This window comes from Kitasatospora purpeofusca, assembly GCF_034043715.1.
Taxonomy (GTDB): domain Bacteria; phylum Actinomycetota; class Actinomycetes; order Streptomycetales; family Streptomycetaceae; genus Kitasatospora; species Kitasatospora purpeofusca_A.
Map to the genome: position 1 here is coordinate 45578 of NZ_JAXCLC010000003.1, position 12856 is coordinate 58433.

The following is a 12856-nucleotide window of genomic DNA, read 5'->3' on the forward strand; positions in this document are numbered from 1 at the left end:
CGGGCCGCTGAGCGGACGGGTGGTCGGGGCGGCGGGCTACTCGGCTGCTGCCTGGTCGACCAGCGGCAGGATCCGGTAGGGCACCGGGTTCTCCAGCGCGATCGCGGTCGAGGAGCGGACGATCCCGTCGAAGCCCACCACCCGGTCGATCACCCGCTGCAGATCGGCGTTCGACCGGGCCACGATCCGCACCATCATGTCGCCGTGCCCGGTGATGGTGTGCAGCTCCAGCACCTCCGGCACCGCCGCCAGGTGCGCGCGGACGTCCGCGCCCTGCCCCTGGGAGATCTCCAGGGTCGCGAAGGCCGTCACCGGGTAGCCGAGCGCCGCCGGGTCCACCTCCGGGCCGAAGCCGCCGATCACCCCGCGCGCCTGGAGCCGGTCCAGCCGGGCCTGCACCGTGCCGCGCGCCACCTGGAGCCGTCGCGAGCACTCCAGGACGCCGATCCGGGGCTCCTCGGCGAGCAGGCGGATCAGCCGGCCGTCCAGGGTGTCGATGGCGTCGTTGGTGCTCCCCGCGACCGCCCCGGCGGCGACCCCGGCGCCGGTTCCGGCCGGGGCTCCGGTCGCGGTTCCGGTCGCGGCCCCCGAAGTGGCCGGGGCGGTGCCGGAATACCCTTGCCCGGTGGGCGAGTTGGGCGATCCGGGCGCGCCCGTCGGGCTGGGGGTGTGGGCGGGGGGCATCGCGGGCTCCGTCCTCGGGTGGTCATTGTGTACAGCGGTGCGGCCGATTCTCCCGCCCCGGAGCACAGCTTGACCAGGAGGAAACGGAACAGTTGCGCGGAGGTCGCCCCGGCGCCACCCTCCAGCCACAACCCCGTGTGCCGGCCCCCACCGGTCCGCGAGCGGAACCGTGGTCCCGTACCCCACCGGGAGGGCTGACATGACCGACACCGCCGCCGAATCCGCGCTGCTCACCGCCGAACCCGCGCTGCTCACCGCTGACCTCACCGCTGACCTCACCGCTGATCTCACCGCCGACCTCGGCGCCGACTTCGGCGCCGCCGGGCCGGACGAACCCGGACTCCTCCCGATGGGCCGCGCCGACGCGGTGGTCTTCGTGGTCGGCGACGCCGAGCGGGCGGCCCACCGGTACGCGGTCGCGCTCGGCCTGCGCTGTACCGCGTACGCCGGGCCCGAGACCGGAGAACCCGAGATCGTCTCCTATGTACTGCAGGCGCCCGGCACCCGCTTCGTGCTGACCTCGCTGGTCCAGGTGATCGGCCCGCGCGGCCGGGAGCTGGCCGGCCACCTGGCCCGGCAGGGTGACGGCGTGATCGACCTCTCGGTCGCGGTGCCGGACGTCTGCTACGCCTACGACTACGCCGTCGACCGGGGCGCGGCCTCGCTCGCCGAGCCGTACGAGGTGCGGGACGCGTACGGCACGGTGGTGCTCGCCGCGATCGGGGTGCCCGGCGGGACCAGGCACACCCTGGTCGACCGGTCCCGCTACCGGGGGCCCTACCTGCCGGGCTACGTGCCCTGCGAGCGGTGGTGACGGAGCGCCGGGAGCGCGGGCCGGACCGGCTCAGCGGGTGACGGTGTCGACCACCGGCGGGTGCCCGTTCCAGTAGACGAACACCGAGTTGGCCTGGTTGTCCCTGGTGAAGTCCACCCGGATCCACTGCGGGCCGTCCCAGACCTGCATCTGCCAGCCGGGGTCCGGGGCGGCCGTGACCAGTGAGGCCCGGTCGGGCCGGAGGTCCAGGGCGACCTTGCCGCCCGGGACGAGGTAGCTGCGGACGGAGGACGTCGTACTCGTGGCCGGCGCCGGGCGGTGCGACACGGCGGCGGCGGTCGACGGGGCCGCGGGTGGCGCGGCGGCGGCCGGCGAACCGGACCGCGGCGGGGCGGCCGACGCCGGGGCGGTGGACGGCGGCGCGGCCGGATCCGGCCGGCCGGCCGATTGCGTGGGTTCCGCCGACGGGGTCGGCACGGGTCTCGCGCCGCCGGCCGACGCCGGTGAGGGCAGCGGCAGCGCGGTGGGCCGTTCGAACGCGGCACCGGTCAGCACGGTGTGCACGCCGAACCAGGACAGCGCCACCGCCGCCCCGGTGGCCGCCGCCCAGGCGCCGAGCTGTACCAGTCCGTTCCGCATAGTGCGCACATCCTGCCCCATCACCGCTCCCAGCAGGTCGGCACCCCCGGACTTCCACAGGGGACTTGCACAAACCCCGGACGCCCCGGGCAGCGCTTCCCGAAGGTTCACGAAGCGCTGCCCGGGGCGACCCCGAGGTACAGACCATTCGAGGCGGATGCCGTACCGTGCAGCCCCATGGCAACAGTGCTCGTGGTCGAGGACGACCCCTTCGTACGATCCGCCCTCATCCGCCACCTGTCCGACACCGGCCACGCGGTCCGCAGCGTGGGCACGGCACTGGAGGCGCTGCGCGAGGTCGCCCAGGTCGGCTGCGACCTGGTGATCCTGGACCTCGGACTGCCGGATCTGGACGGCAGCGAGGCGCTCAAGATGATCCGCGGTCTGACCAACGTCCCGGTCATCATCTCCACCGCCCGCGACGACGAGGCCGAGATCGTCCGGCTGCTCAACGACGGCGCCGACGACTACCTGGTGAAACCTTTCTCCGGGGAGCACCTCAGCGCCCGGATGGCCGCCGTGCTGCGCCGGCTCGGCGGCGGCGCGGTCCCGGTCAGCCAGGTGCTCCGGGTCGGCGGGCTGGCGATCGACCTCCAGCGCCGGGAGGCCGCGCTGGACGGGCGGGCACTGGACCTGACCCGGCGTGAGTTCGACCTGCTGGCCTTCCTCGCCGCCCGCCCGGGCGTGGTGGTGTCCCGCAAGGAGATCCTGGCCGAGGTCTGGCGGCAGACCTACGGCGGTGACCAGACGATCGACGTGCACCTCTCCTGGTTGCGCCGCAAGCTCGGGGAGACGGCGTCCAGCCCGCGCTATCTGCACACCGTGCGCGGGGTCGGGGTCCGGTTGGAGGAGTCCGGGCCCCCCGCCGGGCCCGGCCCCGCCCCGGTGGAGCGCCGGACATGAGGCGGTTGCGGCACTCGCTGCGCTGGGCCCTGATCAAGGCCGCCGTGGCCGGTACCACGATGGTCGCGCTGGCCTTCCTCATCCCGCTCGGCCTGATGGTCCAGCAGACCGCCAGGGACCGGGCGTTCACGGCCGCGGAGCGGCAGGCGGCGGCGCTCGGCCCGGCCCTGGCCATCACCACCGACCAGGACGCCATCGCCCGGGCGGTGGCCTCGACGGACGCCGGTGCGCAGGGGCGGATGGCGGTGCACCTGCCGCCGGCCGAGGCCGCTGGGGCCGGTGCGGGCGCGCTGTCGGGACCGGGCGGTGCGGCGGGCGGGGTGGCGGCCTCGGCGCCCGGTGGGACGGCCCCCGGTGGGGCGGCCCCGGCGGGGAAGGTCTCGGACGGGACGGAGGCGGCCGCCGCCGCGGGGTCGGGACCGGCCGCCGGCACGACCATCGGCGAAGTCCGGGCGCTGGCCGCCGATGTGGCCAGCGCCGGGGGCCAGGGACGCTCGTTCACCGTCGAGGTCCCGGGCGGCTACGCGCTGCTCCAGCCGGTCGCGGTGGACACCGTCCGGACCGCCGTGGTCGAGGTGTTCGTGGCCGACGGCGACCTCACCCGGGGCGTCGCCACCGCCTGGCAGGTGCTCTCCGGGGTCGCGCTCGGCCTGGTCGCCGTCTCGGTGCTGGTCGCCGACCGGATGGGCGCCCGGATCGTCGGCTCGGCCCGCCGGCTCGCCGCCGCGGCCCGTTCGCTCGGCGCGGGCGACCTCGCCGTCCGGGTGCCGGTGGAAGGCAAGCAGGCCGCCGGCAGTCCGGAGGAGCTGCGGGAGGCCGCCCACGCGTTCAACGCCATGGCCGACCGGGTCGTCCAGCTGCTGGCCGCCGAGCGGGAGTTGGCCGCCGACCTGTCGCACCGGCTGCGCACCCCGCTGACCGTGCTGCGGCTCAACGCGGCCTCGCTGGGCGAGGGCGACGCGGCCGACGCCACCCGGCACGCGGTGGCGCAGCTGGAGCGCGAGGTCGACCAGATCATCCGCTCGGCCCGCCGGGCACCCGAGGACGCGCCCGCCGTCACGGTCGGCTGCGACGCGGCCGAGGTGATCCGTGAGCGGGTCGGCTTCTGGTCGGCGCTCGCCGAGGACGAGGGCCGCCGCTGGCAGCTGGCCGGCGCGGACCGCGAGACGCCGGTCCCGGTCCAGCGCGGGGACCTGGCCGCCGCCGTGGACGTGCTGCTCGGCAACGTCTTCCGGCACACCGGGGTCGGCACCGCCTTCTCGGTGGACGTGCTGGCCACCGGGAGTTCGGTGATCGTGCTGGTCGGGGACGCGGGCCCGGGCTTCACCGATCCGGAGGCCGCCCTGAAGCGGGGCGAGGGCCACGGCGGCGAGGGCTCGACCGGGCTCGGGCTGGACATCGTCCGCAAGCTCGCCGAGGCCACCGGCGGGGACCTCGCGCTCGGCCGGTCGGCGGTGCTGGGCGGCGCCGAGATCCGGCTGCGGCTGCGGTCCAGGCCGGACGGCGCCGCACCGACCCGGGCAGGTCGGCGCCGTGGCCGGGGATCGCTGTTCGCGCGCCGATGAGGGGCAGCACCGTGGAGCGGTTGAAGAAAGGTTTCGGCGCCGGTCCGGGCCGCGGGCGGGCCGGCGGACCTCGCTCCCGGGGCGTTTCGTGAGCGCGTTTCTTAAGCGAGCCGTAAGGGAGGTCTACCCCTGGCTCAGCAGGCGGATTCCGGCCATTCGGCCCCGCTAGCGTCGGCCGCGCCGGTCACCCCCCGACCGCGCGTCCGCCCGCCCCGGAGGTACGCCCCATGACGACCCAGCAGCCCCACCGCCGCCCCGGAGGCCGCCGTCGGCGCAGCCGCAGGGGCGCGGTGATCGGCGCCTCGGCGGTCGCCGCCGCCCTGGTCGCCGGCGGTGTCGTCGTCCTCGCCTCCTCGGCCAGTGCCGCCCCGCTCGGCGCCGTCTACACCCGCACCAGCGGCTGGGACTCCGGCTACACCGGCCAGTACCTGGTCACCAACCCGGCGGACCACGCGATCGAGGACTGGACGCTCACCTTCGACCTGCCCGCCGGCGCGAAGATCGACTCGCTCTGGAACGCCACCTTCACCGCCGAGGGCGGGCACATCACCGTCCGGCCCGAGTCGTGGAGCAAGCGGCTGGAGCCCGGGCGGAGCGTCCTGGTCGGCTACGTCGCCCAGGGCGCCGGCGCGGCCCAGGCCGAGCCGGGCAACTGCCTGATCAACAAGACCTCCTGCAAGGCCGGGGACGGCACCGCGCCCACCCCGTCCGGCCGCCCGACCGGTACCGCGACGGCCTCGCCGTCCGCCTCCGTCCCGGTGACCGCGACCGCGACGGCCTCCGCCCCGGCCACCGCCACCGGGACCGCCCGGCCCACCAGCGGGGCGCCGAGCCCGACCGGCACCGGAACCGTCCGGCCGACCACTCCGTCCACGCCGACGACTCCGTCCCCGACGGCCACCACGACCGCCACCGCCGCGCCCACCACCCCGGTGCCCACGAGCCCGGCGCCCACCGCCACCGCGACCGGCGCCCCCGCCGGCGGCGGCCGCTTCGCGCCCTACGTCGACACCTCGCTCTACCCGCCGTACGACCTGGTCGCCACCGCCAAGGCCACCGGGGTCAAGGACTTCACCCTGGCCTTCGTCGTCTCCGGCGGCGGCTGCACCCCGAAGTGGGGCGGCGTGACCGACCTCGCCGACGACGCGGTGGCCGCCCGGATCGGCGCCCTGCGGGCGATCGGCGGGGATGTCCGGGTCTCCTTCGGCGGCGCCAACGGCAGCGAGCTCGCCCTCGCCTGCTCCTCCGTCGCCGACCTGACCGCCGTCTACCAGCGGACCGTCGACGCCTTCGGCCTCACCCGGCTCGACTTCGACGTCGAGGGCGGCGCGATCGCCGACACCGCGGCCAACGCCCGTCGCGCCCAGGCCGTCGCCCAGCTGCAGAAGAACGCCGCCGCCAAGGGCAAGGCCCTGGACGTCTCCTTCACCCTCCCCGCGCTCCCCTCCGGACTGACCCAGGAGGGCGTCAACCTGGTCGCCGACGCCAAGAACAACGGTGTGACGATCGGGGCGGTCAACATCATGGCGATGGACTACGGCGACGGGCTCGCCCCCGACCCGCAGGGCCGGATGGGCACCTACGCCATCGCCGCGGCCACCGCCACCCAGGCGCAGGTGAAGAGCGTGCTCGGCCTGGACGACGCCGCCGCCTGGCGCCGGGTCGCGGTCACCCCGATGATCGGCGTCAACGACGTGGCCAGCGAGGTCTTCACCGTCGCCGACGCCAAGCAGCTCGCCGAGTTCGCCAGGAGCAAGCACCTGGCCTGGCTGGCGATGTGGTCCGGCACCCGGGACAAGGCCTGCGAGGGCGGCGCCAAGGCGTACGCGGACGCGAGCTGCAGCTCGATCGTCCAGCAGCCGCTGGACTTCACCCGGGCCCTGGGCGCCTACACCGGCTGACCGGCCCGCCGGGCCGGTGACGGCCACCGGCTGACCCGGCCGCCAGTGCCTGCCGGGGCCTGACAGGGTCCGCCGAGTTCGGGCGGCACCCGGCGGATCCGTCCGCCGCACCGACTCCGGCCGTCCGTGCCCCGACCGCAACGGGGCACGGCCGGCCGGTTCCAATCCCCCGATCGTCACTCTCCGTGATAATGATGGATCCGGCCCGTCCGCCGGGCATCCGGTATCGTCGCTGGTTGGCCGATCGGCGGACGGAGCGAGAAGTGACAGCGGTGCAAGACGAGCGCGGCGCGGTGGACACCCCACCCGACCTGACGCCCGCCCCCCTGTCGGACCGGCTGCGCACAGCCCTCGGCGCGCCCGTCCGCGCCCTGCGCGAGGCCCCGCGCCGTCCGCTGCTGATCGTCTCCGTGCTCGCGCTGGTCTCCCTGCTCGGCTACGCGGTGGTGCGGCACTTTGCGCACACTTCGATGGTCGACATGATCGTCTACCGGGCCGAGGGCGCCGCCGTCGTCAACGGCGGGGACCTCTACGGTCTGCGCGTCACCCAGTGGGACCTGCCGGCCACCTACCCGCCGTTCGCCGCGATGCTGTTCGTGCCGACGACCTGGTTCCCGGTGCCGTTCCTGCGGGTCGCGGTCACGCTCTGCAACCTCGGCTTGCTCGCGCTGTTCGCCCACCTGTCGTTCAAGCTGGTCGGCTGGCCGCGCCGGGACCTCCGCGCGATCGGCGTGATCCTGGTCACCGGCGCCGGCGTCTGGCTGGAACCCGTCTACACCACGCTGCGCTACGGCCAGATCAACCTCGCCCTGGCCTGCCTCATCCTCTGGGACCTCACCCGGCCCGACGGGAAGCGCAGCAAGGGCGTCGCGATCGGCATCGCCGCCGGCATCAAGCTCACCCCCGGCCTGTTCGCGGTCTACCTGCTGCTCACCGGCCGGGTCCGGGCCGCGTTCGTGGCCGGCGCGACCTTCCTCGGCACCTTCCTGCTCGGCGCGCTGGTCCTGCCCGACGCCACCTGGGGCTTCTGGACCAAGTACCTCTACGACTCCTCCCGGGTCGGCAAGACCGAGATCGTCGACAACCAGGCGCTCAGCGGCGCCGTCGCCCGGCTGCTGCACACCTCCACCCCGGGCTTCGCCGGGACCCTGGCGGCCGTCGCCGTCGCGGTGGCCGGCCTCGGCGTCGCCACCTGGGCGGCCCGCAGCTCGCGCCGGCTGGCGCGCTCCGAGGCGTGGGGCGTCTGCTGCGCCGCCGTCACCGCCGTCCTGATCTCGCCGATCAGCTGGACCCACCACTGGGTCTGGTGCGTGCCCGTGCTGGTGCTGCTCGCCTGCGAGGCAGCGGTCGAACGGGCCCGCCCGGCCGCCGTCCGCAAGCTGCGCTGGCGGCTCGCCTTCGGGGCCACGCTGATCGCCTTCCTGTCGTTCGCGATGTGGCTCGCCAAGCCGAAGGGCGCGCTGGTGCTGGAGCTGTCCCCGCTCCACCAGATCCCGACCTCGGTCTACCCGCTCGTCGGGATCTGCTTCCTGCTGGCCGCCGCGCTACGCGTACGGGCCCGGCGACTCGCGGCCGGCGTGGCGCCGACCGCGCTGCCCGGTCAGCGCGACGGCGGTTCGTCGGAGACCGCGCGCGAGCGTCAGCAGGCCCCCGCGGCCCGCTGACTCGGCCCGGTCGCGGGGGAGGGCCGGACGGCCGGCGGTGAGCGTCGGACGGCTGCCGGGGAGGATCGGACGGGTGCCGGGGAGGACCGGACGGCTGCCGGCGCGGTCCCGCCGGTCCGGCCGATTCGCTCGGCGGACCGGGACGCGACGCCTCACGCGAGCAGCTCGGCCAGCGAGCCGTCCATGTCCAGGGCGGCCATCTCGCTGCCCGGCGGCACCAGCCGGTGCGCCCGCTCCAGCCAGGCGGCCACCACCGGCAGCGGCGCCTCCAGCAGCGCGTCCCCGGCCGGGGAGCTGAGCGCCAGGCAGAGCACGCTGCGCCGCCCCGACCTGGTCGGCCAGATCCGCACATCGCCCTGGCCGCAGGGCCGGAAGGTGCCCTCCACCAGCAGCTCGCGGGCGAACACCCAGGTGACCGGCGAGCCGGTGTCCAGGTGGAAGGTCATGTGCACGGCGTACGGGTCGTGGCTGCCGTAGGACAGCCGGGCGGGGACGGGGACGCTGTGCTCGGGGGAGAGCACCAGGTTGAGCTCCAGCTCGTGCTCGACCACGCTCGTCGGGCGCTCCATGATCGGGTTCCTCTCTGCCTGCGGTTCGTGCCCGGTGTCGGGCCCTGTCACCTGGGAGAGCGCGGCCCGGGAGCGCTCTTACACGGGTTTCCGAAATTTCTTCGGCCCGGGGACTCCCCGGCGGGCGCCTGGGCGGCTGCCTGGGCGGACATCGGGGCAGGTGTGTGGGCGGATGTCGGTTACGGACTCCTCGGGGGCCCATGACGGATCCGTTGCCGAGGGGTGTACGGAGTGGTGAACGGGAGAAGGTGGGCGCACGGTCGGGCATGTGCGCCGTCTTCCTTACCGTGGGCGGCCCCGGACTGTCCCCCGAATGGGTAACTTCGCACCGCGCCCCCGCCGAGGTACTACGCTTTGTGACTGCCCGGCGACTGTCCGCCTCCTCGGCGGCACCCCCCTCGCGCGCGCCGACGGCGGAGCCATCCGGGTCGCCCGTGCCACCGTCGCGCACATCCCGCTCGCCGGGCGAGCCGCATCGGCCTGCCAGGAAAGAGACCCCCATGACGGACCGGCCCCACGCCGGCGGCAGTACGGAGACGGCCGTCGGCCCCGAGCCGGGCTACTACCCCGACCCGTCCGTTCCCGGTTTCGTCCGCTACTGGGGCGGCTCGGCCTGGGTGCCCGGCACCAGCAGGGCCGCCCCGGCCGAGGGCCAGGTGCTGGAACCGCCCCGGTACGCGACCCGCCGACCCGCCGCCGCCGCGGGCGCCGGTGCCGGGGCCCGGTACGTGCCGCCGCCCGTGGCCGCCGAGCCGGTGGCGGTGCCGGTGTCGCTGCCGGTGTACCTGGACCGGACGGCGGGCGGGGCTTCGTTCACCTTCGCGGCCCCGGGCAACGGCCCGGTGTTCCGCCGGGGCGGGGAGCCGGCGCCGGTCGACGGGGCCGCGGGACCGGCGCCCGACCCCGAACCGGAGGCGCCGGCCCACCCGGCACCGGAGTCGGCGGGCTGGCAGGCGGACCCCCGGGCGCAGCGCGGTCTGATGGAGACGGGGAGCGCGCCGCGGTGGGTGTCCTGGGGAGTGCTCCCCGGGGCGGAGGAGCCGTCCGGCGAGGCGCCCGGCGCCGTGTCCGCCGAGGCGCCCGCACCGCTCGTCACACCGCTCGCCGGGTCGGCTTCGCCCGCTGCCCCCGGCCCGGACGAGCCGCGTTCCGTCCCGGTACCGAGGGTCTCGGCCCCGGCGCCGTCCGCCGTCGTGGAGCCCCCGCCGCGACCGGAACCGGAAGCGGAGCCGGAGGCAGTGGTGGACGTGGTGGAGGCCGTCGAGCCGCCTCCGGCCGCCACCGTTCCCGCCCGCCGTCCCGCCCCCGCGGCCACCGCCGCTGCCACGGCGTCAGCCCGGGCGTCGTCCACCGCCCGCCGCCGTCGCACCGGTGCGGCACCGGACCCCCGCCCTGCCGGCCTCGGCCGACGGCTCGTCGCCAGGCTGGTCGACACCGCCGTCCTGGCCGTGGTCGCCGTCGCCGCCGGGGTCCCGCTCGGCCGCTCCGTCGAGGCCCACCTCCAGCGCAAGCTCGACCAGGCCCGGATGGCCAGCAGGCTCACCCGCCGTCAGGTGGACGTCTGGCTGGTGGACGGCACGGTGCTCGGCAAGGTCGCCGTCCTGCTCGGCATCCTGCTCTTCGTCGGCCTGCTCTACGAGGCCCTGCCGACCGCCCGCACCGGCCAGACCTTCGGCAAACGGCTCGCCCGGATCCGGGTGGTCGCCACGGCCCGGGCGGGCTCGGCCGCCGCCCCGGGCCGTCCCAGGCTCGGGCGTTCTGTGGTCCGCTGGCTGGTCGGGCAGGTGACGGCGCTGCTGGTGGTCGGCCTGCTCTGGCCGCTGTTCGACCGCCCGGCCCGGCGCGGCTGGCACGACCGGGCGGCCCGCACCCGGGTCGTCCGGCTCTGATCCCTGCCCTGTCGCGCGCCGCCCCGTTGCCCCGGGCTGTCCCGCCCCGCCCTGTCGCGCCCCGCCCCGCCCTGTCCCGCCGTCCGCCCTGCCCGCCCGTCCTCCGCTCCGGGGCCTCGGCCGACAAAACGGACTGAATATCCCGAACTCACATAATGCGCGATGTTCTACTCGGGGAATGAGCACCCACGACCCCTCAGGCCCCGAGCCGGAGGGGGGCGGCAAGCCCTCCTTCGGCAAGCAGCCCCCGCAGCAGGGCGGCAGCACTCCGGAAGGTGCGCCGTCGGACCCGTACGGCACCCCGCCACCCCCCGGTGGCCCCGGAGCGGGCGGCCCCGGCGCGTACGGCGGCACCTACGGCGGAACCCCCGGCGGCCAGGGCCCCTACGGCCAGTCGCCCTACGACCGGCCGCCGCCCGGCCAGGGCCCCGCCGGATACGGCACGCCCGGCGGCGGCCCCGTCCCCGGGATGCCCCCGCTCGGCACCTGGCCCAACCGGATCGTCGCCCGACTGATCGACTACGTGCTGGTCCAGGCCGTCGCCGTGCTCCTGGTCCTGCCCTTCGCCAGCCTCACCGACCGCTCCGGCTCGGCCGGCTCGTTCTGGCTCGCCTGCGGGCTCTACCTCGTCTACGACGGAGTGATGCTCGGCCGGGACGGTCAGACCCTCGGCAAGAAGGCCATGAAGGTCCGGGTCGCCATGCTGGTCGACGGCAACACCCCGACCCAGTCGGCCGCCTGGACCAGGGCGGCGGTCTTCATCCTGCCCGCCGTGCTCTGCTGCGCCGTCCTCTGGTGGCTGATCGACGGCCTGTTCGGCGTGTTCGACAAGCCGTACCGGCAGTGCATCCACGACAAGGCCGCGCGGACCGTGGTGGTCTCCACCGCCTGAGCCTGCCCGAGTGGCCCGAGCCCGCCTGAGTGACCAGGGCCTGCCCGAGTGACCAGGGCCTGCCCGAGTGGTCCGGACCGGCCGGAGCGGCCTCCTACTCGTGCCCGCCGACCGGTGTGCGGTGCTCCGCGCGCCGGTCGGCCGCGTGCGGGGCCGGCGCCGCGAGCAGCGTCACCAAGGTGCCCAGCGCGAGCGCGAAGAGCACCACCGCGGCGACCCCCAGGACACCCGAGACACCGGTGGCGGCCAGCAGGGCGACCGTGGCGGCGACCACGGTGAAGACACCGAGAGCGAACTGCGCGGTGGTCGGGCGGTGCGACATGGCGGAGTCCTTCGCGCGTCGGGGGGAACGAGCGGGCCGCTGCCGGGCCGGATGCCGGGCGCCCCCGGCGGTCGTCCGCGGCATTCCGTCCAGGCTAGCCCGGCGCGCCCGAAGCACGGGGGGCGCACGGGCTCACGGAACCGCCCCCGAGCCCGTCCGCCCCGCTCGGTACCGTGGGTCCGACCGCACCGCCGCACCACGCACCAGGGGGAACCGCCGTGCCCATCCCCGCCGACTGGCCCAGTACCGAGGCCGAGGCGCTCGCCGAACAGGAACGCCTGCGCCCGCTCGTCGAACCGACCGGGGAGATCGGCACCGTCGCGGCCTCCTCCGTTCCGGCCGGCGACGACCGGCTGATCGCCGGCGTCGACGTCGCCTACGACGACGAACGGGACCTCGTCGTCGCGGCCGCCGTGGTGCTCGACCGCGCCACCCTCGCCGTCGTCGAAGAAGCCACCGCCACCGGACGCATCGCCTTCCCCTACATCCCCGGCCTGCTCGCCTTCCGCGAGATCCCCGCCGTCCTCGACGCCCTCGACGCCCTCACCCACCGCCCCGGCACCGTGGTCTGCGACGGCTACGGCCTCGCCCACCCCCGCCGCCTCGGCCTCGCCAGCCACCTCGGCGTCCTCACGGGCCTGCGCACCCTCGGCGTCGCCAAGACCCCGTTCACCTTCGACCACCTGCCCCCCGGCCCCGAGCGCGGCGACCGGACCCCGCTCACCGATCCGGTCACCGGAGAGGAGGTCGGCAGCGCCGTCCGCACCCGGGCCGGCGTCAAACCCGTCTTCGTCTCCGTCGGACACCGCATCGGCCTCACCGAGGCGGTCGAGACCACCCTCGCCCTCACCCCCCACTACCGCCTCCCCGAAACCACCCGGCACGCCGACTCGCTCTGCCGCCGCGCCCTCACCGCCCTCACCGCCATCACTGTCAACGGTTCTGCCTCGGACGTGAACTGACGGCACGCCAGGGGCCCGGGTCTTGTGTTAGACATGACCGGATCACCAGAACCGTGAACGACACACCGGCCGGACGCACGGGGGAGGCGCC

General features: G+C 75.7%; 12 protein-coding genes. 8 read left to right on the forward strand and 4 right to left on the reverse strand.

Translation table 11 applies throughout. From position 1 onward, the window contains the following. Positions 1-36 precede the first annotated feature (36 nt). Positions 37-498, reverse strand: coding sequence for an Lrp/AsnC family transcriptional regulator (locus tag SM793_RS02315; RefSeq protein WP_266271707.1), 462 nt, complete (start codon positions 496-498; stop codon positions 37-39). A gap of 385 nt (positions 499-883) precedes the next feature. On the opposite strand from SM793_RS02315, the gene SM793_RS02320 reads away from it, so the two are divergent. After that, positions 884-1498: a VOC family protein gene (locus tag SM793_RS02320; protein ID WP_320436276.1), complete on the forward strand. Its 615-nt coding sequence runs from the start codon at positions 884-886 to the stop codon at positions 1496-1498. A 30-nt stretch (positions 1499-1528) separates the two neighbouring features. Here the strand turns inward: SM793_RS02320 and SM793_RS02325 are convergent, their stop codons facing one another. Next, positions 1529-2098, reverse strand: a complete 570-nt coding sequence (locus SM793_RS02325; RefSeq protein ID WP_320436277.1) for a hypothetical protein — start codon at positions 2096-2098, stop codon at positions 1529-1531. A 177-nt stretch (positions 2099-2275) separates the two neighbouring features. Here SM793_RS02325 and SM793_RS02330 point away from each other — a divergent pair, with 177 nt between their 5' ends. The 4 genes from SM793_RS02330 to SM793_RS02345 all read left to right on the forward strand — a co-directional run bounded on the left by SM793_RS02330 (position 2276) and on the right by SM793_RS02345 (position 8131). Continuing rightward, the gene (locus SM793_RS02330; RefSeq protein WP_320436278.1) at positions 2276-3001 is read left to right on the forward strand and encodes a response regulator transcription factor; all 726 of its coding nucleotides are present in this window, start codon (positions 2276-2278) and stop codon (positions 2999-3001) included. Beyond that, positions 2998-4566: a HAMP domain-containing sensor histidine kinase gene (locus SM793_RS02335; protein ID WP_320436279.1), complete on the forward strand. Its 1569-nt coding sequence runs from the start codon at positions 2998-3000 to the stop codon at positions 4564-4566. Before SM793_RS02330 ends, SM793_RS02335 begins: the two co-directional genes overlap by 4 nt. A gap of 227 nt (positions 4567-4793) precedes the next feature. Continuing rightward, entirely contained in the window at positions 4794-6467 is a 1674-nt protein-coding gene (locus SM793_RS02340) for a cellulose binding domain-containing protein (protein WP_320436280.1), read from the forward strand. 263 nt (positions 6468-6730) lie between these two features. Continuing rightward, on the forward strand, positions 6731-8131 hold the full coding sequence (locus SM793_RS02345; protein ID WP_320436281.1) for a glycosyltransferase 87 family protein: 1401 nt from the start codon (positions 6731-6733) through the stop codon (positions 8129-8131). Positions 8132-8283: 152 nt separating this feature from the next. On the opposite strand, the gene SM793_RS02350 is transcribed toward SM793_RS02345, so the two are convergent. Beyond that, positions 8284-8700: an SsgA family sporulation/cell division regulator gene (locus SM793_RS02350; protein ID WP_320436282.1), complete on the reverse strand. Its 417-nt coding sequence runs from the start codon at positions 8698-8700 to the stop codon at positions 8284-8286. A gap of 500 nt (positions 8701-9200) precedes the next feature. On the opposite strand from SM793_RS02350, the gene SM793_RS02355 reads away from it, so the two are divergent. Both SM793_RS02355 and SM793_RS02360 read left to right on the forward strand, forming a co-directional pair. Next, a complete protein-coding gene (locus tag SM793_RS02355) occupies positions 9201-10589 on the forward strand; it encodes an RDD family protein (RefSeq protein ID WP_320436283.1) in 1389 nt (462 codons plus the stop codon). A 178-nt stretch (positions 10590-10767) separates the two neighbouring features. Beyond that, complete coding sequence (locus tag SM793_RS02360) at positions 10768-11481, forward strand: RDD family protein (protein WP_320436284.1); 714 nt, start codon at positions 10768-10770, stop codon at positions 11479-11481. A 94-nt stretch (positions 11482-11575) separates the two neighbouring features. Here the strand turns inward: SM793_RS02360 and SM793_RS02365 are convergent, their stop codons facing one another. Beyond that, positions 11576-11803, reverse strand: a complete 228-nt coding sequence (locus SM793_RS02365; RefSeq protein WP_320436285.1) for a hypothetical protein — start codon at positions 11801-11803, stop codon at positions 11576-11578. 218 nt (positions 11804-12021) lie between these two features. Here SM793_RS02365 and SM793_RS02370 point away from each other — a divergent pair, with 218 nt between their 5' ends. After that, positions 12022-12765, forward strand: coding sequence for an endonuclease V (locus SM793_RS02370; protein ID WP_320436286.1), 744 nt, complete (start codon positions 12022-12024; stop codon positions 12763-12765). The last annotated feature ends 91 nt before the right edge of the window (positions 12766-12856 follow it).